General features: G+C 69.0%; 16 protein-coding genes. 8 read left to right on the top strand and 8 right to left on the bottom strand.

The features are described from left to right. The first annotated feature begins 74 nt into the window (after nucleotides 1-74). The 8 genes from LWW89_RS05765 to LWW89_RS05730 all read left to right on the top strand — a co-directional run bounded on the left by LWW89_RS05765 (nucleotide 75) and on the right by LWW89_RS05730 (nucleotide 9745). Nucleotides 75-881 (top strand): ABC transporter substrate-binding protein, encoded by an 807-nt coding sequence (locus LWW89_RS05765; RefSeq protein ID WP_293262540.1) that lies wholly within the window; start codon nucleotides 75-77, stop codon nucleotides 879-881. Between the two features lie 296 nt (nucleotides 882-1177). Next, nucleotides 1178-1681 (top strand): (2Fe-2S)-binding protein, encoded by a 504-nt coding sequence (locus LWW89_RS05760; RefSeq protein ID WP_293262537.1) that lies wholly within the window; start codon nucleotides 1178-1180, stop codon nucleotides 1679-1681. A gap of 9 nt (nucleotides 1682-1690) precedes the next feature. Then, on the top strand, nucleotides 1691-3931 hold the full coding sequence (locus LWW89_RS05755; protein ID WP_293262534.1) for a xanthine dehydrogenase family protein molybdopterin-binding subunit: 2241 nt from the start codon (nucleotides 1691-1693) through the stop codon (nucleotides 3929-3931). Between the two features lie 23 nt (nucleotides 3932-3954). After that, nucleotides 3955-5028, top strand: a complete 1074-nt coding sequence (locus LWW89_RS05750; protein ID WP_293262531.1) for an XdhC/CoxI family protein — start codon at nucleotides 3955-3957, stop codon at nucleotides 5026-5028. A 10-nt stretch (nucleotides 5029-5038) separates the two neighbouring features. Continuing rightward, nucleotides 5039-5719, top strand: coding sequence for a nucleotidyltransferase family protein (locus LWW89_RS05745; RefSeq protein ID WP_293262528.1), 681 nt, complete (start codon nucleotides 5039-5041; stop codon nucleotides 5717-5719). Between the two features lie 54 nt (nucleotides 5720-5773). Beyond that, nucleotides 5774-6658 carry a carboxylating nicotinate-nucleotide diphosphorylase gene (nadC, locus tag LWW89_RS05740; RefSeq protein ID WP_293262525.1) on the top strand — a complete coding sequence of 295 codons (885 nt, stop codon included), beginning with the start codon at nucleotides 5774-5776 and terminating at the stop codon, nucleotides 6656-6658. 394 nt (nucleotides 6659-7052) lie between these two features. Continuing rightward, nucleotides 7053-9182, top strand: coding sequence for a TonB-dependent receptor (locus tag LWW89_RS05735; protein ID WP_293262522.1), 2130 nt, complete (start codon nucleotides 7053-7055; stop codon nucleotides 9180-9182). Between the two features lie 2 nt (nucleotides 9183-9184). Then, nucleotides 9185-9745 (top strand): TlpA disulfide reductase family protein, encoded by a 561-nt coding sequence (locus LWW89_RS05730; RefSeq protein WP_293262519.1) that lies wholly within the window; start codon nucleotides 9185-9187, stop codon nucleotides 9743-9745. Between the two features lie 99 nt (nucleotides 9746-9844). Here the strand turns inward: LWW89_RS05730 and LWW89_RS05725 are convergent, their stop codons facing one another. The 8 genes from LWW89_RS05725 to LWW89_RS05690 all read right to left on the bottom strand — a co-directional run bounded on the left by LWW89_RS05725 (nucleotide 9845) and on the right by LWW89_RS05690 (nucleotide 19655). Continuing rightward, nucleotides 9845-11284: a 4Fe-4S binding protein gene (locus tag LWW89_RS05725; protein WP_293262516.1), complete on the bottom strand. Its 1440-nt coding sequence runs from the start codon at nucleotides 11282-11284 to the stop codon at nucleotides 9845-9847. Beyond that, nucleotides 11277-12119 (bottom strand): FTR1 family protein, encoded by an 843-nt coding sequence (locus tag LWW89_RS05720; protein ID WP_293262513.1) that lies wholly within the window; start codon nucleotides 12117-12119, stop codon nucleotides 11277-11279. The genes LWW89_RS05725 and LWW89_RS05720 overlap by 8 nt, the downstream gene beginning before the upstream one ends. 63 nt (nucleotides 12120-12182) lie before the next feature. Then, complete coding sequence (locus LWW89_RS05715) at nucleotides 12183-12560, bottom strand: cupredoxin domain-containing protein (RefSeq protein ID WP_293262510.1); 378 nt, start codon at nucleotides 12558-12560, stop codon at nucleotides 12183-12185. A 15-nt stretch (nucleotides 12561-12575) separates the two neighbouring features. Continuing rightward, nucleotides 12576-14183, bottom strand: a complete 1608-nt coding sequence (locus LWW89_RS05710) for a carbohydrate porin (RefSeq protein ID WP_293262507.1) — start codon at nucleotides 14181-14183, stop codon at nucleotides 12576-12578. A gap of 3 nt (nucleotides 14184-14186) precedes the next feature. Continuing rightward, nucleotides 14187-14741, bottom strand: a complete 555-nt coding sequence (locus tag LWW89_RS05705) for an iron transporter (RefSeq protein WP_293262504.1) — start codon at nucleotides 14739-14741, stop codon at nucleotides 14187-14189. A gap of 299 nt (nucleotides 14742-15040) precedes the next feature. Next, on the bottom strand, nucleotides 15041-15850 hold the full coding sequence (locus LWW89_RS05700; protein WP_293262501.1) for an alpha/beta hydrolase: 810 nt from the start codon (nucleotides 15848-15850) through the stop codon (nucleotides 15041-15043). 2 nt (nucleotides 15851-15852) lie between these two features. Then, nucleotides 15853-16767, bottom strand: a complete 915-nt coding sequence (locus LWW89_RS05695) for an alpha/beta hydrolase (RefSeq protein ID WP_293262498.1) — start codon at nucleotides 16765-16767, stop codon at nucleotides 15853-15855. Between the two features lie 419 nt (nucleotides 16768-17186). Continuing rightward, nucleotides 17187-19655 (bottom strand): DNA internalization-related competence protein ComEC/Rec2, encoded by a 2469-nt coding sequence (locus LWW89_RS05690; protein WP_293262495.1) that lies wholly within the window; start codon nucleotides 19653-19655, stop codon nucleotides 17187-17189. Nucleotides 19656-19693: the final 38 nt, after the last annotated feature.

The raw sequence follows: 19693 nt of genomic DNA, 5'->3' as shown, positions 1-19693 counted from the left end.
ACCGGCAACGGTTTTCCCGGCGCCCCGATTCTTTTTATGATGCCCCCTTGTTCCCCGTTCCGCTTTCCGCCGCCATGCCCCGTCTGCCGCAACGCATCGTCTGCCTGTCCACCGAAACCGTCGAGGTGCTCTACGACCTGGGGGAGGAAGAGCGCATCGCCGGCATTTCCGGCTTCACCGTCTACCCGCCCCGGGCGCGCAAGGAAAAGCCCAAGGTGAGCGGTTTTTCCTCGGCCAAGGCGGACAAGATTCTGGAGGTGCGCCCGGACCTGGTGCTGGCCTTCTCCGACCTCCAGGCGGGCATTTGCGCCGAACTGGTCAAGGCCGGCATCGAGGTGCATCTGTTCAACCAGCGCGACGTGGCCGGCATCCTGGCCATGGTCGAAACCGTGGGCCGGCTGGTGGGCGCGGCGGAACGCGCCCACGCCCTGGCCGACGACCTGGCGGCCCGGGTCGAGGCGGTGCGCCGGGAAGCCACCGCCCTGCCCTGCCGCCCCCGGGTGTATTTCGAGGAGTGGGATGAACCCATGATCTCGGGCATCCGCTGGGTGTCGGAATTCATCGCCATCGCCGGCGGCGAGGACATCTTCGCCGAACTGGCGGCCAAGCCCGGGGCCCGGGAGCGCATCATCGCCGACCCGGACGAGGTGGTGCGCCGCGCCCCGGACCTGATCGTCGGCTCCTGGTGCGGCAAGCACTTCCGCCCCGAGAAGGTCCGGGCCCGCCCGGGCTGGGACGCCATCCCGGCCCTGGCCCGGGGCCAGCTGGCCGAGGTCAAGTCCGCCGACATCCTGGCCCCGGGCCCTGCCGCCATCCGCCTCGGCCTGCCCGCCCTGGCGGCGGCCATCCGCGCCGCCGCCGAGGCCGCCGACCGGGCCTGAGCGGCCGGCCAAACCAACGGTTTTCGTCGGCCGCGCCTCAAAAGGGGATTGGTGAAACGCATTGCCACACCCCCGTCCATTCCGTCCGCCGAACCGTAACAAATTTCACGGAACGCCCGGACGGCGTCCGGGGTCTTACTTCGGTTTTTACCCGGCCGCCCGTCCCCGCATCCTGCACCCAGCCCAGCGTTCGGCATTCAGGATTCAGGATTCCCACGCCGCTTGTCACCGGGCAGAGACGGGCCGCGCCCCAGCCTCCGATTCCCTCGGTTCCCCTGGTTTCGCCTGGAGACGCCATGATTCAGTTCACCCTCAACGGCAAGCGCGTCCGCCTCGACGTGCCCGCCGACATGCCCCTCTTGTGGGCCATCCGCGACCACGCCAACCTCACCGGCACCAAATTCGGCTGCGGCATCGGCCAGTGCGGCGCCTGTACCGTCCATCTCGACGGCGCCCCGGTGCGTTCCTGCCAGTTGCCCGTCTCCGCCGTGGCCGGCAAGGCCGTCACCACCATCGAGGGCGTCTCCGCCCCGGCCTCGGCCATGCCCGCCAAGGACCGCCGCGCCCGGGCCGCCAAGGCGGTGCAGGGCGCCTGGAACCGCCTCGACGTGGTCCAGTGCGGCTACTGCCAGTCCGGCCAGATCATGTCCGCCGTGGCGCTGCTGGCCGACAACCCATCGCCCACCGACGCCGACATTGACACCGCCATGGCCGGCAACGTCTGCCGCTGCGCCACCTACCACCGCATCCGGGCCGCGATTCACGAAGCGGCCCGCGATCTTTCCGCCGCCAAGGCGTAAGGAGGCTCCATGGACGCCAAGATCACCCTGGCTGTGGATGACGCCTCCCCCGCCCTCCCGGCCGACGACGCCAACGCCCCGGCCAGCGCCGGCCGGCGCACCTTCATCAAGGCCAGCGGCGGGCTGGCCCTGGCCGTGTGGATGGGTCTGCCCCCGGCCCTGGCCGCCGACAAGAAGACCGCTGCTGGCGCCACCCTCACCCCCAACGCCTTCGTGCGCATCGCCCCGGACAACACCGTGACCGTGGTGGTCAAGCACCTGGAAATGGGCCAGGGCACCTTCACCGGCCTGCCCACCCTGGTGGCCGAGGAACTGGACGCCGCCTGGAGCCAGATCAAGGTCGAGGGGGCCCCGGCGGATGCCAAACGCTACAACAACCTGTTCTGGGGCCCCACCCAGGGCACCGGCGGCAGCACCGCCATGGCCAATTCCTTCGAGCAGATGCGCAAGGCCGGCGCCACCGCCCGGGCCATGCTGGTGTCCGCCGCAGCCAAGCGCTGGAACGTGCCGGCCGGCGAGATCACGGTCAAGGAAGGCGTGCTGCGCCACGCCGCCAGCGGCCACCAGGCCAGCTTCGGCGAACTGGCCGACACCGCCGCCAAGGAGGCGGTACCCGAAACGGTGGTCCTGAAAGACCCCAAGGACTTCGTCCTGATCGGCAAGAAGGTCGGCCGCACCGACTCCGCCGCCAAAACCAACGGCAGCGCCATCTACACCCAGGACCTCAAGCTGCCCGGCATGCTCACCGCCGTGGTCGCCCACCCGCCCCGCTTCGGCGCCAAGGTCGCCCGCTACGACGCGGCCCCGGCCCTGGCGGTGAAGGGCGTGGTGGCGGTGGTGCAAATCCCCTCCGGCGTGGCCGTGGTGGCCAAGAACTTCTGGTCGGCCCGCCAGGGCCGGGAAAAGCTCCAGGTGCAGTGGGACGAAACCGGCGCCTTCGCCGGCGGCAGCGACTCGATCATCGCTGACTACCGCCAGCTGGCGCAGAAGCCCGGCCTGGTGGCGCGCAACGACGGCAACAGCGCCCAGGCCCTGGGCAATGCGGCCAAGGTGCTGGAAGCCACCTACACCTTCCCCTACCTGGCCCACGCCGCCATGGAGCCGATGAACGGGGTGGCCCACTTCACCGGGGACGCCCTGGAAATCTGGAACGGCGAGCAGTTCCAGACCGTGGACCAGATCACCCTGGGCAAGGCCGTGGGCCTGCCGCCGGAAAAGGTCACCCTGCACATGCTGTTTGCCGGCGGCAGCTTCGGCCGCCGCGCCAACCCCCACTCCGACTACCTGCTGGAAGCCACCCACATCGCCAAGGGCCTGGCCGACCAGGGCAAGCGGTTGCCGGTGAAGCTGGTATGGACGCGGGAGGACGACACCAGCGCCGGCTGGTACCGGCCGCTCTACGTACACAAGCTGGTGGCGGGCCTGGACAAGGCAGGCCAGATCGTCGCCTGGCAGCACCGCATCGTCGGCCAGTCGATCATCGCCGGCACCGCTTTCGAGGGCGCCCTGGTCAAGAACGGCATCGACGGCACCTCGGTGGAAGGGGCCGCCAACCTGCCCTACCGCATCCCCAACCTCACCGTGGATCTGCACTCCCCCACCCAGCCGGTGCCGGTGCAGTGGTGGCGCTCGGTCGGCGCCACCCACACCGCCTATTCCACCGAAACCTTCCTCGACCGCCTGTTCCGCGAAGCCGACACCGACCCGGTGGCCGGTCGCCGCGCCCTGCTGGCCGGCCACCCGCGCCACCTGGCAGCCCTGGAACTGGCCGCCAAACAGGCCGGCTGGGGCACGCCCCTGGCCCCGGGCAAGGCCGGCGAGCAGCGCGCCCGGGGCGTGGCGGTGCACGAATCCTTCAACACCATGGTGGCCCAGGTGGCCGAAGTCACCCGGCGCGGCGACGGCAGCTTTACCGTGGACAAGGTGACCTGTGCCGTGGAGTGCGGCCTGGCGATCAACCCGGACGTGGTCCGGGCCCAGATGGAAGGCGGCATCGGCTACGGCCTGTCGGGCGCCCTGTACGGCGCCATCCACGTGGACAAGGGAGCGGTGCGGGAGCGCAACTTCGACGCCTACCGGGTGCTGCGCATCGACGAGATGCCCCACATCGACGTGCACATCGTGCCCTCGGCCGGCGCCCCCACCGGGGTCGGCGAACCGGGCACCCCGGTGATCGCCCCGGCGGTGGCCAACGCCCTGGCCAGCATGACCGGCACCTGGACCACCGACCTGCCGCTGATCAAGGCCTGACGCGGGTTTCCAAGGATCACCCCATGAACCCCGCGCCCCTCCTCGATCCTGACGAGGCCGCCCTGGAAACCGCCGTCCGCTGGGCGTCCCAGGGCGAGGCCGTCACCGTGGCCACGGTGGTGGCCACCTTCGGCACCGCCCCCCGGCCAGTGGGGTCGGTGGCCTTCTTCCGCGGCGACGGCGTCCAGGTTGGCTCGGTGTCCGGCGGCTGCGTCGAGGACGACCTGGCCGAGGCCATCCGGGCCGGCCAGATCGCCCGTCCGGCCCTGCGCCACTACGGCGTGGACCAGGCCGATGCGGTGCGCTGGGGGCTGCCTTGCGGCGGCCGCCTGTCCATCGCCCTGGAGCCGGCGGTGCCGCAGGCCCACCTGGCCGAGTGGCGCCAACGCCTCGCCGCCGGCCGGCTGGTGCGGCGCACCGTGCGCCTGGGCACGCCGCCCCTGCTTGACGACACCCCGGCCCCAGGCACCGCTGCCGACTTTTTCGCCTGGCCCGACGGTTTTTCCGCCACCTACGGCCCGCGCCACCGGTTGCTGGTGGTGGGGGCCAACCAGATCAGCGCCGCCCTGGTGCCCATGGCCGCCCTGCTCGGCTACCGGATAACCCTGTGCGACCCGCGCCCCGAGGCCCGTGTCGCCTGGGCCGAATTGCAGGCCGGCGGCGCCCCTGGCATCGCCGGCACCGTTCCCCTGGCCGACATGCCGGACGACGTGGTGCAGGCCTTCTGCCCCGACCCGCGCAGCGCCATCGTCGCCCTGTCCCACGATCTCAAGCTCGACGACCTGGCTTTGCTTGAAGCCCTGCGCTCGCCAGCCTTCTACGTCGGCGCCCTGGGCTCGAAACGCAGCCAGGCTCTGCGCCGGGCCCGGCTGATGGAGCACTTCGCCTTCAGCGAAGCCGAACTGTCGCGGCTACACGGCCCCATCGGCCTGCCCATTAACAGCCGAACCCCGGCCGAGATCGCCGTGGCCATCGCCGCCGACCTTGTGGCCACCGCCCGGGGCACCCCGGAACAAAGCGCCGGAACCGCCCCCGCCGAAGGCGCCGACATGGCACCGGCCCCCTATCCCACCGCCCTTTGCGGCCTACGTTCATGAGGTAGTCAGCATGGCCCCGCCCATTACGAGCCACGAGCGCCCCCGCCGCACCACGGTGCGCACGCCCCTCCGGCCGATAATCGGCATCCTGCTCGCCGCCGGCTATTCCCGCCGCTATGGTGCAGAAAAACTTCTCGAACCCCTGCCCTACAACCTGCCCCACGCCGACCGCGGCACCCCCGTGGCCTTGGCGGCGGCCCAGTCCCTGCGGACCGCCTGCGACCTGGTGCTAGCGGTGGTGCGCCCCGGCTCGCCGGCCTCGGTGCTGCTCGGCCATGAAGGCATCGCCCTGGTGCCGGTGGCCACCGATCCGGAGCCGGGCCTGGGAGACAGCCTGTCCACCGGCATCCGCCGCAGCCTGGCCTTCGACCCCCTGGGGTGGGTGGTGGCCCTGGCCGACATGCCCTTCATCCACCCGGACACCAGCCGAGCGGTGGCGGCAGCCCTGCGCAAGGGCGCCGCAGTCGCCGCCCCGGTGTACCAAGGCCGGCGCGGGCACCCGGTAGCCTTCGCCCGGCACTTCGAAACGGACCTGTCGTCCCTGAGCGGCGACCAGGGAGCGCGCCACCTGATCCTGCAATCCGACACCCGCCTCGTCGAAGTGAACGACCCGGGCTGCCTGGTGGACCTGGACCATAGCGCCGATTGGCCCGCCGCCTGGCCCGGGCCGCGCCCGTCCAACCCCGCGTGACGCGGCGGAGCGGGTAGAATGCCCGCCTTCCCGTCACTCTCCGCCGAGCACCTCATGTCCCGTGCTGCCTCCGCCGCCCTGGCCGCGGCCCTGCCCCCTTCCCACGTCATCGACCGCAACGTCGCCGCCGCCCTGGACGAAGACGTGGGCCCCGGCGACCTGACCGCCGCCCTGGTGCCCGCCAGCCGCCCCGGCCGCGCCACGGTGATCTCCCGAGAAGACGCGGTGCTAGCCGGCCGGGACTGGTTCGAACGCTGCTTCACCGCCCTGGACCCCAGCGTGCAGATCGTCTGGCACGCCGCCGACGGCGACCGGGTGGCGCCCAACCAGGTGTTGTGCGAGATCCGCGGCAATGCCCCGGCCCTGCTCACCGCCGAGCGCTCGGCGCTGAACTTCCTCCAGTTGCTCTCCGGCGTCGCCACCAAGACCGCCCGCTTCGTCGCGGCGGTGGCCGGCACCAAGGCGGCCATCGTCGATACGCGCAAGACCCTGCCCGGCCTGCGCCTGGCGCAGAAATACGCCGTGCGTTGCGGCGGCGGCGAGAACCACCGCATCGCCCTCTACGACGCCATCCTGATCAAGGAAAACCACATCATGGCCGCCGGCGGCATCACCGCCGCCATGGCCGCCGCCCGCCAGGTGGCAGCCGGTGCCGAGGGGCGCTGCAAGTTCATCCAGGTAGAAGTGGAGAACCTGGCCGAGCTGGACGAAGCCCTGGCCGCCGGCGCCGACATGGTGCTGCTCGACAACTTCAGCAACGAGCAGATGCGCGAGGCCGTGGCCCGCACCGCCGGCCGAGCGGTCCTGGAAGCCTCCGGCGGCGTCAACTTCGACACCCTGCGCGGCATCGCCGAAACCGGGGTGGACCGCATCTCGATCGGCGGCCTGACCAAGGATGTGCTCGCCCTGGACCTGTCGATGCGCTTCGTGCAGGACTGAAGCGGTCCGAGCTCGAAAGATACAAGGCTCGCTTTTCCTCGCCACCGGGCCCGCAATCGTGGGCCCGGTGCTTTTCCCGCCCCTGACCCCGCTCCTGATGCCGGCCAATTTTTCATCCTGAAAACCTCTCAGCCCCATCGGCACACCATTGCGCAGGTTGGCAACCTGCCCCTGTGGGCACTAACCCTAGCCCTTTCCCTGCCTTCCACGGCCCGCTCCTGCGGGCCGTTTCCATTTCTACGTCGCCCTTCCCGGATTCGGCCGCGGCACGGCCAGAATAAACGCAACAAAGTTGCACATATTGTGTATTGAGAACAATTCGTATTATTATGTTTTGCAACAGATTCGATACAAATCTGCGCACAACAACAGAACTCATTACACATTCCACGCCATGACCCGCTCACACCGCCCGTTCCCCACCTCGCCCCTCCCGCTCAGTCTGGCCGTCTCCATGGCCTTCGCCTGCATTCCCGTTGCGTCGGCCCTCGCTGCCGAGCAGCAACTGGGCGAGGTGACCGTAACCAATAGCCGTGGCACCGGGCGTGCGATTCTGCGGGACGAGATCGTTGCCACCGAGAGCCTTTCCCAGCGGGACATCGAGCGCAGCGGCGCCACCAGCCTGACCGAGGCCCTGGACAAGCGTCCCGGCATCGCGGTGCAGACCGAATGCTCGATATGCAACGTGCGCAATGTGGTGCTCAACAACCTGCCCGGCCGCTTCACCACCCTGTTGATCGACGGCATTCCCATCTATTCGTCCGTCTCCTCCGCCTACGGCCTGGACAGCGTCAGCCTGGGGGGCTTGGAGCGGATCGACGTTTCCCGGGGTGCCGGCGCCAGCCTGATCGCGCCCGAGGCCCTGGCCGGTGCGGTGAACCTGGTGACCCGGCGACCCACCGCCAACGAGTTCATCGCCAACCAGCAGTTCGGCAGCTACGGCCACAACCAGACCAACCTGTTTGGCGCCCGGATGTTCGACGGCGGCGCCGTCACCCTCAGCGCCAGCCATACCGGCCACAACACGGTGGATGCGGTGGGCAGCGGCATTTCCCAGTACACCGGCTACCAGCGCGACATGGGCGGCCTGGGCTTCTTCGGTGACGACTGGGGCGGCTTCAAGGTACGGGGCCGCTTCGACGTGGTCAGCGAAAAACGCATGGGCGGCGCGATGGGCAAGGACTACGGCGGCGTCAAGGCGGATGGCTCGGGCAATCCCTTCGATTGGTCCAAGGGCCCCCACGGCTCCCCCTCCCCCGACGGCTGGATCGATCCTTCCACCGGGGCCCTGGTGCCCTACGACAACGGCCGCGCCGGCATGTCGGAAATCATCTTCACCGACCGTACCCAGTTCGTCTCCAGCGGCACCCGCGGCCTGGGAGACGGCACCCTGCGCCTAGCCGTCGGCTATGCCCGGCACAAGCAGGACTCGTTCTACGAAAAGGCCGTCTACAAGGCCGACCAGACCCAGTACTACCTGGAAGCCAGCACCCAGCAGCCCCTGGGCAGCAGCTTGGTCACCGCCGGCCTCAACTATCGCTACGAAGACCTTTCCAGCCGGGGCGCGGATGCAGCCGGCGAAGTCAACAACGGCATCGACAACTACGTCTATCGCACCCCGGGCGCCTTCTTCCAAGCCTACCGCCCGTTCTTCGACGGCGCCGTGGAAGTAAACGGGTCGGTCCGGGTGGATCACCACAACGTGTTCGGCAATATCACCAGCCCGCGCCTGAACGTGCTGTGGAACCACACCGACCACCTCAACAGCCGCTTCGCCGTGGGCAAGGGCTACCGGGCCCCCACCTCGTTCTTCGAGCAGGATCACGGCATTCTGGACACGGTGCGCATCGTGCGCGAAGTGACCAAACCCGAGGTCTCCCACAACGCCACCTACACCCTGGCTTACGCCGGGGACCGCACCGCCTGGTCGGGCAACCTGTCGTGGAACCGCATCTACAACATGGCCCTGCTCGACCCCAACCACACCGATGCATCCGGCAACCCGATCACCGTGTTCAGCTCGGCCACCACCCCGGTGACCGTGGTCGGCGGCGACTTCACCCTCACCCACAAGCTGACCACGACCCTAGAAGGCACGGTGGGCGTCGAGAAATACCACTACACCTTCACCCCCGGCACCCTGGTGTTCGCCCGCCCCGAAGAGCGCGCCTATTTCCGCCTCGACTACGCCAGCGGTCCGTGGGACGTGTTTACCCGGGCCACCTGGACCGGCAGCCAGAACCTGGCCAAGTTCTACGACTACGCCAACAACCCGCGCTACAACCTGGACGGCACGCCCAAGCGCGACAAGAGCCCGACCTTCTGGACCGTGGACCTGCGCGCCGAATACCGGGTGAACAAGCAATGGAGCACCTACGCCGGGGCCGACAACCTGTTCGACTACCGCCAGGCCACCAAGGAGAGCTTTCTCTGGATCGACCGCAACGGCAGCCTGGACGTCACCCATCTGTGGGGCCCCAACCGCGGCCGCTTCCTCTATGCCGGCGTGAAATTCACCCTCTGACCGTGCCCATTTCCCCTTCGATGCGGCAGGGCGTTGCCGCAGGAACCTCCCGGCCCCGATGGGGCCGGGCCCGCAACCGGATCGCCGCCTGTCTGCTCGCCAGCCTCCCCACCCTCGCTTCCGCCGCCCTCGACCCGGCCACCTCCCTGGATTTCGAACTGGCCGGCGACGATGGCTTCGTACGCCTGTCCGCCCTGGCTCCGGCGCCGACCCTGGTCAACTTCTGGCGCAGCGACTGCCCCGGCTGCGTGCGCGAAATGGCGGAACTGGCGGCCATTGCCAGGGAGGGTCGGCTGCGGGTGATCGCGGTCGCGGTCCAACGCCCCTCCGAAACCCTGGCGGCACCGGAATCGGTACGCCAAGCCCTGCTGCCGCCGGTGCTGGCCCTCACGGCGCCGTCGAATCCGGCCGGAGTGCTGGCCCGCTTCGGCGACCGTCCCCAGGCCCTGCCCTACAGCGTGGTGCTCACCGCCGGGCGCCGACCCTGCGCCGCCCGCACCGGCGAAATCGACCGCGCCTGGGCGCACCTGGCCCTGACCAGCCCCGCCTGCCGGGGCAATTGACATGAACCGGCATGAAAAAAACCGCCCGGACAATGCCGGGCGGTTCATCGCAACCTGCTTGGAAAATCCGGAGAGCGTCCGGGGAACGGACCCACACGCTTACCAGACGTAGAACAGCAGCATCCAGCTTGCCGCCACCGGCGCCAAGGCCACGGCCACGCAGGCCAGGGCGGCGGCCAGGCGTGGCAGGGGGGCCTTGCGGTGGTGCAACTGGCGCCAGGCCAGGCCCAGGCTCCACAGCACACCGATGGCCAGCACCGCGCCCCGGGCGCTGCCCAGCCAGGGGAAGCGCAGGCCCTCGGCCTTGAGCAGGGTGACGGTCAGGGCGGACAGGCCGAGGAAGATGCCCAGGCCGGCCAGGGGCGTCAAGGTGTAGGCCAGGCGCCGGGCGGCGTGGCGCCAGGATTCGCCGGCCGTGGCGGTGATCCGGCCGGCCACCGCCAGCCACAGGCTGATCCAGCTGCCCAGCACCAGGGCCATGGCACCGATGTAGCCGAGCACCAGGCCGCCGTCGAGCCAGGTGAACACATCACCGGCTTCCGGATAGTGGGTCAGGACCCACCAGGGGATGTCCGATTCCAGGGGGGCGAACCAGTTGCGCTCCACCAGCCACTCGGCCAGGGCCTGCTTGACCATGACGAACCAGGGGCTGGAACTCCACTGGAAGGCCCCCACCGCCACGCCGAGCATGCCGAACACCACCAGCCGGGCGTCCCACTTCGACACCTCGCCGTCGGGCAGCCGGGCCACCTCGCTGCCGGGCAGCCGGGCGGTGAGGTGCACCGCCTCGCGGAAGCCGCTGCACTGACCGCACAGGTGGCAGTCGGACGAGCCGGTCATGCCCTTCACGTCCACCAGGGGGGCGCATTCGAGGCGGAAATTGGGCCGGTGCTCGCGCCACAGCTGGCGATCCACCTTGAACTGGAGCGGCGCCACCCGGCCGAGCAGGCTGAACACGCCGCTCACCGGACACAGGTAGCGGCACCAAACGCGCTTTTCCCGGCCGTAGAGAAAGCCCACGGCGATGGCCGCCAGGGTCGAGCCGCCCAGCACCAGCAAGGCTGCCTGGGCGTATTCGTAGACGCTCACCAGCTGGCCGTAGACCGTGGTCAGGATGAAGGCGACGAAGGGCCAGCCGCTCCAGCGGATAAACTTGGGCACCCGCCGGTTGAGACCGAAGCGGCTGACGTGCTCGGCCAGGGCCCCTTCGGGGCAGAACACGCCGCACCAGACCCGTCCGGCGAACAGGGTGGTGAAGATGACGAAGGGCCACCAGATGCCCCAGAAGGCGAACTGGGCGGCCAGGGTCAGGTTGGAGACGATGGTGGCGCCGGTTTCCGGCAGGGGCATGAAGGCCGGCACGGTGACCAGGCCCACGTAAACGACGATGACCACCCACTGGATGGCCAGGATGACGCGGCGGTGGCGGCGCATGGCCTCACCGAGGCGGCCGAGGAAGGTGGTCGCCAGGGGTGACCGGGGAGAAGGTGGCGCCACTGACGCCACCGGGACGATGGGGATCGTCGCCGATCTAGCCACGGCCGTTCTCCCGGGCCGGCGCTGCCGCCGGCTTGGGCGCCCCACCCCCGATCCGGCCGACCAGGAACACCGCCGCCCAGTAGGCGGCGTAGGCCAGCACCAGGGACAGGGACGGCATGGCCCGGTAGCCCACCACGGCGTAGAGCAGCTTGCCCAGGCCAGCGCCGTCGTCGAGCAGGGCCGAGGTGTCCCACAGCGGATCCACCAGGGCCGGCAGCAGGCCGGCACCCACCAGACGGTCCACGCCGGCCACCAGCAGGGACGCGCCGAACATCAGCAGCAGCAGACTGGTGACGCGGAAGAAGGTGGCGTAGGTGAGGCCGCGCAGGCCCCGGCTCACCGCCCAGGCGGTGAGCGCCGCCAAGGCCAGGCCGATAGCCGCACCGCCCAGGGTGGTCAGGGCGCTGCCCTGCTCCAGGCCGACGCCGTAGAGGAAGATCACCGTCTCGGCGCCTTCGCGGCCGATGGCCAGGGCCGCCACCAGGGCGATGCCCAGGCCGCCGGACTTCTCGGCGGCGGCGGCCACGTCGGCCTCGATGCTCTTCTTCATGTGCCGGCCGTGCTTCTGCATCCACAGCACCATCTGGGCGATCAGCACCGCGGCGAGCAGCAGGGCCCCGGTCTGGAACCATTCCACCGCCTCGCCGGAAAGCTCGTCCTGGACGCTGACGATGGCGTAGGCCAGACCGCCGGCCAGGGCCAGGCCGCCGGCAGTGCCGGCCCACAGGGCGCGCAGGCGCTCGGGGGCGTTGCGCGCCAGCCAGGCGTAGAGCACCCCCACCACCAGCATGGCCTCCAGGCTCTCACGCCAGACGATGAACAGGGCATTTCCCATGATGCGAACTCCAACTGCGAAGACTGCGATATACGAAAGCGAACGGCCGCACCTGCGGCCGCATTACTTGGCGACGATCTTGCCCTGGGCGGTTTCCGGGTGGAAATCGCCGAAGAACTTGTAGGTGCCCGGCTTCATCGGCGCGAAGACGAGGAAGCTGCTGGCCCCGGGGGCCAGCACCTTTTCCTTGCGCAGCTCGATGCTCTCGAACTCCTCGGCCCCCGGCCCCTCGTTGTGGATGGTGAGCTTCCACTTGGTGTTGGCCGGCACCTCGATCACGTCGGGGTAGAACTTGCCGGCGCGGATGACGAGGTTGAAGGTGGGCAGTTCATCGGCCAGGGCCGGGGCGCCCGCCGCCATGCAGGCCAGGGCCGCCAGGGCGGCAGCCTGCCGGGCCAGGCGGCGGAACGGTTGCGATAGTGATAGCGACACGATTTTCACGGGCAAACCTCAAGATCAATAAGTGAGCTGGGCGCGCAAGCCGATCAAGGTGATGCCCTTGGCGTCGGGGTTGCCAGCGGGCCGGGCGATGTATTGCAGGTCGGGCGATAGCTCGAACTGCTTGTTGATGCGGTAGCGATAGTACAGCTCGACCAGGCGCTCGCTGCCGGTGGCGGCAAAGCCGTAGTCGGGCACGCCGTTGCCGTCGATGTCGATCAGGCTGGAGGTGCTGCGGAACGAACTGGCCGCCCGCATCATGCCCAGGCCGATGCCCAGGGAGTCGCCGCCCCGGTTCCAGGTGGAACCGTTGAACTCGGCCCCCACGGTCAGGGCCCGGTCGAAGCGGGCGCCGGTATTTTGCACCAGCTGGCCGTAGCGGCCGAACAGGGTCACCGTGTCCCCAACCCGCTGGTCCACCGACAGGCCCCAGCCGGAGCGGTGGGCGGCGGTGTCCTCGAAGGTCGGCGCCTGGCCGTTGCGCCAGTAGTACAGGCGGTAGTTGCCGAGCAGGCCGCCGAAGAAGCGCTGCTGGGTTTCGGCCTGGACGATCAGGAGCGGCGAGGAGAAGAAGCGGGAATAGTTGGACCCCTTGCCGGCACCGAACACGCCGGCGGACAGGCGCCACACCTCGCGCTTGTTCACGCTGTTGGCGTAGGAGACGCGGAAGCCCGGTGCGAAGCCGTTGGCATCGACGCCGATGTCGCCGCCGGCATCGAGCAGCGGGTTGTGCACGAAGGCGGTGTTGAGGAACTGCTTGGTCTCGTCGTTGGCGGCCGCGTTCTGGTCGAAGAAGACGAAGGGGTCCATCTTGCCGAAGGTGATCTCCAGGCTTTCCTTGGAGTGGGGCTTGAAGCCGCCGTAGGGCAGCGGAATGGTGGCCTGGTACCAGGCCTGCCCCAGGATCGCCACCGAGTCGTCCGGGCTCAGGCTGGTGACGCGGAAGGCCGTGGCGTTGGGCTTGGAGAAGCTGTACAGGTCGTTCAGGCCGAACCCCTGGCCGAAGCGGAACTGGGCGAAGATGCGGCTCTCGATGTCGCCGATGTTCTCCAGGGGCAAGGTCACATAGACGTCGCCCCGGTAGTTGAGCTGGCTGTTGTTGGACTTGCCGACCAGGTCGGAACCGGCCGGGCCGCTGCCATTGCTGGGACGCTGGGCCACGGTGGACAGGCTCATGCCGGCGGTGATGCCATCCAGGGCCTCGGCCATGCGGGCCTGCTTGAGCATGCCCAGGGACTGGTATTCCACCGCCTTGAGGCGGGCCGTCAGCTCGGGCTCGTTCTCGCTCACGTCTTCGCGGTTGAGGCCGTCATTCACCCGGGCGCTTTGCTCCTCCAGGGTCTTCACCCGGGCTTCCAGGCTGGCGGTGGCCGCGGGCGCGGCCGGGGCTGCTACCGCGGGCGCGGCGGATGCCGGTGCCACGGCCCGGGCCGGCGCGGTCTTGGCCGCCTTCAGCTCGGCTTCGAGTTCGGCGTTGCGCTTTTCCAGCCGGTCCAGGCGCTGGGTCAATTTTTCCAGAAGCTTGCGCACTTCCGGGTCGGTATCGGCCTGGCTGACCGCCGGCGAAAGGGCGAGCGCTACCATCGCGGCCACGCGAGCGGGCCGCCACAGGGATCGGGCGGACATGGCTCAGTAACCGCCTTTTTTGCCCACGCCGACGTAGGTGAACTCGTACTCCACATCGAAGGGCTTGAACCAGGGGCGCACGCCCGTGAGGCGGTCGGTATGGCGGCCGAAGTGGGAATGGGGATTGGCGGAGGGCGGCATCACGGTGTACTTGACGTGGTACTTGCCCGGGCCGAACAGCTTGATGTTGTCGCCGTAGTGGGGGCCGTCGTTGGCCACCATGGGCATCATCTCGCCGCTCACCTTCTGGCTGGTGCCGATCTTGGTGACCTCGTACTTCACCACCAGGTAAGGAATCCAGGCGCCTTCCTCGAAACCGTTGGGGTTGCCGCCCATGGCGTGGATGTCGGCTTCCAGGTGGATATCCGATTCCTCCACCTTGCGCATCATGCCGTCCGGCTCCATGGTCACGGCCTGCAGGTAGACCGCGCCGATTTCCATGCCGGCCCGCTGCTGCGGGGTGCCGATCGGGTATTCCACGGCGTGGGCGGAAACGGAGGCGAGACAGGAAACAGCCAGGGCAAAAACGGTTTTATCGAGCAAGGAACGCCAGCGCATATCGAACTCCCAGTTGGTTTTATTTGGTGTTGAGCTGGCTTGCGGGGACCGGCGGAACGGTTCTGGCAAGCTTGCTCGGACTGCAACTGAGAATAATTATCGTAAAGCCTCTGGCGCACTGCAATATGGCGCGTGTAAAAAATGGCAAAAATCGCCGTTTTTTGCGCTGGATCAAGCGAAAAAAGCCGCCAAAAACCCGGCACGGCCCACTCCAGGGCCCTGAAACCGGGTTTTTGAAGCAATTTTCGTCAGATTACAGTCAGATTTCCAGGTGTCGCACTAAATTCCCTGACCAGGAATCAGGGTTTTCCGGCCAGGAACGTGCGCAGAATGGCGATCAGCGCCGCCGGCTGCTCCCGGTGGGGCGAGTGGCCGCAGTCCTCGATCACCGCCATCTCGGCGCCCGGCACCGAATCGCGCACCACTTCGATCTGGCCCAGAGTGGCGTACTCGTCCTGGCGTCCCTGCACCGCCAGGGTCGGACAGGCGATCGTGTGCAGCCGCGAGCGGATATCCCAATGGCGGAACGGGGGCGACAGCCAGGTATCGTGCCAGTCGGAAAAAACCCGGTCGGCGTCACCGTGATGGCGCGCCAGGCGCGCCTGGAAGCCCCCTGCCTTGCCCAAGCTGTCGCGCCAGGACTGGCCTGCGATGCGGATGCCGGCCAGGGATTCCTCCTCGACCCAGCTGTGGGGAGCGATGGCGATCACCCCCGCCTGGGCGCCGGGGAAAAGCAGGCCGTGCAGCAGCGCAATCGACCCGCCGTCGGAATGGCCCACCAGCACCGGACGTTCGATGCCCAGGGCCACCAGGGTGGCGGGCAGCCAGTCCCGGGCTTCGATTTCCAGGTAGTCCGGGGTGCGCGGCACCGGGTCGTGGCCCGAAGCCCCGTAGCCCTGACGCGACCAGGCCCAGACGCGGCGGTCGGTGGCCGCGGCGAGCTGCTCGGGAAAATCGCGCCACAGCGACAGGCTGCCCAGCCCTTCGTGCAGCAGCACCAGATCCGCCCCGGCGGGGGCGCCGGCCGGGCTCCAACAGCCCACTTCCAGTTCCAGGTCGCGCACCGCGACCCGCAGGGTCCGGGCGGAAATGTTCGTGTCGACCTTCATCCTCACTCCTGAAGCAAAAAATCGGTCACCAGCCGAATCTGGCCGGCGTCGGTAAACATGGGGGCGTGCCCCACTTCGGCGACTTCCGCCAGCGAGGCGCGGGGCCCTCGGGCGCCCATGGCCTGGTGCACCTCAGAGGTGAGCAGGTCCGATTCCTTTCCCCGGATCGCCAGCACCGGCAGGCGCAGGGATTCGTAGAAGCCCCATAAATTCACGTCCGCATAGACAAAGCCGTTGCGGAAGGGCGCGCCGATGCCCGGGTCGTAGACCATGGTCCAGCTTCCGTCCTCGCCCTGGCGCACGCAATGCCGGGTCAGGGCTTGCCACTGGTCATCGCTGAGATTGCCGAACGGGGCCGACACGGTACGCACATAGGCCACCGCATCGGCCAGGCTGGCAAAGCGCGGGGCATTGCCCACGTATTGGCCGATGCGTTGCAGGGATTCGGCAGTGATCACTGGCCCCACGTCGTTGAGCACCAGCCGCCGGATCGGCGCCTTGTTCTGGGCCGCCAGCAGCATGCCGATCAGCCCGCCCATGGAGGTGCCGACCCAATCCACCGACTCCACGTCGAGCCGGGCGATCAGGGTCACCATATCGGCGATGTAGGTCGGGAAGCCATAGTCGGCCGGCTCCGTCAGCCAGTCGCTCTGCCCGCGTCCCACCACGTCGGGGCAGACCACCCGGTAATCGGCGGCCAGGGCCCGGGCCAGCTCGTCGAAGTCGCGCCCGTTGCGGGTCAGGCCGTGGACGCACACCGCCACCCGGGGATTGGCCGGATCGCCCCACTCGGTGTAGGCCATGCGGTGCAGGCCATGGGGATCGGCGCACAGCACGCTTCGCTGGCGTGGCACCAGGGGCTCGGTGCGGCCGGAGAAACGTGTCCACCAGCGATGCAGCGGAGTCAGGACGGACATGGCGTAATCGATTCCGTAAAACAGGACAGGGGGCATGATAACCAATGAGGATGACCCCTCACGCCATGCCCCTCCAGCGGACAAGGGCAAACACGGCTGTCAAGGCCCGCCGGAACAAAAAAAGTGCGCCCCGGGGCTTGACTTATGCACACCTCGACCTTTCCTGTAACAAAACTTGTCCGCCCGTCACAAAAACCGCTTGCCAAGCAGAAAATTATATTAACCCACTGTTTTTAAATAAGTAATTTTCCAGCCCGGTTTCTAGGCAAAGTAACAAAAACCCTTGCCCCGAGGCGACTTAGGGCATTCATCCCCGTCTTATTCACAAAGTTATCCACAGATTCTGTGGACAAGAAAAAAAGTCCTTACGGCAGCGGGGCTTAGGGAAAATTTCACACCTAACGCGGCAACAATCGTCGCTATCTCGGCATTCCTGACATTTCCTGGCGGGCCGCCCAGTAACGCGGCCGGTCCTGGCGCTCGGAACTGCCGGACACCCCATCGACTCCCAGGCGGAAGGTGACGGCGCCGTCCTGGTCGGTCCGCCACACGGTGCTGCCGATCTCCCGGTAGCGCTCCACCACCTCGGGGCGGGGATGGGAAAAACGGTTGCGGTAGCCGGCGGAGAACACCACCTGGTCCGGCCGCACGGCCCCGACGAACGCCGGGGACGAGGCGCTGGCGCCGCCGTGGTGGGGCGCCACCAGCACGTCGGCGCGCAGTTCCGGGCCGCCCCGGCGCAGCACGGCGGCCTCGTCGGGGATTTCCAGGTCGGCCGCCAGGAGCAGGCGTCGCCCGGCTGCATCCACCGTCATCACGCAGCTCTGCCGGTTGGGCTTGATGCCCGGCGCCACGGCTTCCCGGGGCGGATGGAGGACGGTGAAGCGCACCCCGTCCCACTCCCAGGCCAGCCCGTGCTCGCACAGGTCCCGCGGCACGCCGAAGGCATGGGCGGGGTGGGCCTCGGGCAGGGTGTCCACCAGCCAGGCGGTGGGAAATGCCTGCAGCACCGACAGGGCGCCGCCGGAGTGGTCCCGGTCGGAATGGGTCACCACCAGGGCATCGAGCCGCCCCACCCCAAGGGTGCGCAGGTAGGGCGCCACCACCCGCTCGCCGGCATCGGTTTCGCCCCAGGCCGGGCCGGTATCGTAGGCCAGCACGTGGCCAGCCGTGCGCACCACCACCGCCAACCCCTGGCCCACGTCGAGCACGGTGACCCAGGCTTCCCCCGCGCCGGGCCGGGGCACCGGCCAGGTAACCAGGGGCAATAGCAGCAAGGCACCGGCCAGCCGCCCGGGCAGCCCCCGGGGCGCCAGCAGCAAGAGCAGCCCGGCCACCGCCAGGGCCATGCTCCAGATCGGCGGCGCCGGGGGCGACCACACCGCCAGGGGGAGATCCGCCAGCCAGACGAGCAGGGACATCAGGGGAGACAGCACGGCATGGGCCAGCCATAGCAGGCTGTCCACCGGCAGCAGCGCCGCAAGCAGGGTCAGGGGCGTGACCACAAAGCTGATCACAGGGATGGCCACGGCGTTGGCCAGGGGCGACACCAGGGAGAATTGCTGGAAGAAGAAGAGGACCAGGGGCAGGGTCGCCAGGGTGGCGGTCCACTGGGCCAGGCCGAAGCGGGCCAGGGCCAGCCGCATCCGGCCGCGCCACGTCCGGGTGGTGCCGCCCTCTTCGTCCCGGGCAAGCTCAATTCGCCCACCGCCCACGTAGAGCAGCGCCCCCACGGCACCATAGGAAAGCCAGAATCCCGGCACCAGCACGGCCCAGGGATCGAGCACCAGCACGGCCACTAGCGCCGCCGCCAGCACCCGGCTGACCCGGGTGGCCCGTCCGCATACCACCGCCAGGCCGGCCACCACCACCATGATCAGGGTGCGCAGGGCCGGCACGCCGGCGCCGGCCAGCAAGGTGTAGACCAGGGCCGCCACCATGCCGGCCAAGGCCGCCGCCCGGGGCGTCGCCAGGAGCAATGGGGCCCGGGGATGGCGGCGCCACAGGGCGCCGGCCAGGGCCGCCACCAGCCCGGCCACCAGGGTGACGTGGAGGCCGGATATGGACATCAGGTGGGTGGTGCCGGTGCGGGCAAAGACGCGCCACTGCCCGCTATCCACCGCCTGCTGGTCCCCCACCGCCAGAGCGGCGAGGATACCGCCCCAGGGGTAGTCCGGCCGCGGCAGGACAGCCAGGAAGCGGTCCCGCGCCATTTCGCGCAGCCGCTCGATGATCGTGTCCGGCCGGGCGACGAAGGCCGACAGCCGCACCGGCACCAGGCGCACCGCCCCGCTGGCGTCGATGCCCCGCTCCACCATCCAGGCCTCGGCGTCGAAGCCCCCCGGGTTGCGCAGACCGTGGGGGCGCTTGAGGCGCACGGTCATGCGCCAGCGTTCGCCGGAATGCAGCTCCGGCGTGGACCGGGCGTCCCGGCCCGCCAGGCTGTCGGCGCGGCGCGCCTCCCACCAACCCAGGGACAGGCGACGCGGCATGACGGCGGGCCCCGGCTCTTTTCCCAACAGGCCGGCACCCTGCATCTGCTCGACCTCCAACTCGAAGCGGACGCCCCAGGACATGGCCTGGGGCATGCGGGTGACGATGCCGGTGACGACGAAATCCCGCCCCTCGTCCGCTACCGCCAGCTGGCGGGAGAGGGCGTCGTCGGCCCGCCAGCCGGCCCAGGAGAAACCGAGGACGGCCAGGAGGGTGGCCAGGGCCGTCAGGCTCAGGGCGCGGCGGCGGGCCTCGGCAACCCGGGTCTGCCACGCCGCCGCCAGCACGCCCGCGCCGGACAGCAGCAACAGCAGCGCCCAGGGCCAGCCGGGCAACCTGGGCTGGGCCTGGAGCAGCAGCACGCCCAGGGCAAAGGATAGGGACGCCAGTCTCATGACATTCAATTAAACCAGAAAGCCCGCTCCATGCCTGG

It is taken from the genome of Oryzomicrobium sp. (assembly GCF_021287045.1).
GTDB lineage: Bacteria > Pseudomonadota > Gammaproteobacteria > Burkholderiales > Rhodocyclaceae > Oryzomicrobium.
Note: the sequence above shows the minus strand (reverse complement) of the source record. Positions and strands in the feature narration are given on the sequence as shown.

Excerpts from the sequence above, each read along its gene's own strand:
- LWW89_RS05765 (WP_293262540.1), top strand. The coding sequence starts at position 75 with ATGCCCCGTCTGCCGCAACGCATCGTCTGCCTGTCCACCGAAACCGTC.
- LWW89_RS05760 (WP_293262537.1), top strand. The coding sequence starts at position 1,178 with ATGATTCAGTTCACCCTCAACGGCAAGCGCGTCCGCCTCGACGTGCCC.
- LWW89_RS05755 (WP_293262534.1), top strand. The coding sequence starts at position 1,691 with ATGGACGCCAAGATCACCCTGGCTGTGGATGACGCCTCCCCCGCCCTC.
- LWW89_RS05750 (WP_293262531.1), top strand. The coding sequence starts at position 3,955 with ATGAACCCCGCGCCCCTCCTCGATCCTGACGAGGCCGCCCTGGAAACC.
- LWW89_RS05745 (WP_293262528.1), top strand. The coding sequence starts at position 5,039 with ATGGCCCCGCCCATTACGAGCCACGAGCGCCCCCGCCGCACCACGGTG.
- nadC (WP_293262525.1), top strand. The coding sequence starts at position 5,774 with ATGTCCCGTGCTGCCTCCGCCGCCCTGGCCGCGGCCCTGCCCCCTTCC.
- LWW89_RS05735 (WP_293262522.1), top strand. The coding sequence starts at position 7,053 with ATGACCCGCTCACACCGCCCGTTCCCCACCTCGCCCCTCCCGCTCAGT.
- LWW89_RS05720 (WP_293262513.1), bottom strand. The coding sequence starts at position 12,119 with ATGGGAAATGCCCTGTTCATCGTCTGGCGTGAGAGCCTGGAGGCCATG.
- LWW89_RS05710 (WP_293262507.1), bottom strand. The coding sequence starts at position 14,183 with ATGTCCGCCCGATCCCTGTGGCGGCCCGCTCGCGTGGCCGCGATGGTA.
- LWW89_RS05705 (WP_293262504.1), bottom strand. The coding sequence starts at position 14,741 with ATGCGCTGGCGTTCCTTGCTCGATAAAACCGTTTTTGCCCTGGCTGTT.
- LWW89_RS05700 (WP_293262501.1), bottom strand. The coding sequence starts at position 15,850 with ATGAAGGTCGACACGAACATTTCCGCCCGGACCCTGCGGGTCGCGGTG.
- LWW89_RS05695 (WP_293262498.1), bottom strand. The coding sequence starts at position 16,767 with ATGTCCGTCCTGACTCCGCTGCATCGCTGGTGGACACGTTTCTCCGGC.
- LWW89_RS05690 (WP_293262495.1), bottom strand. The coding sequence starts at position 19,655 with ATGAGACTGGCGTCCCTATCCTTTGCCCTGGGCGTGCTGCTGCTCCAG.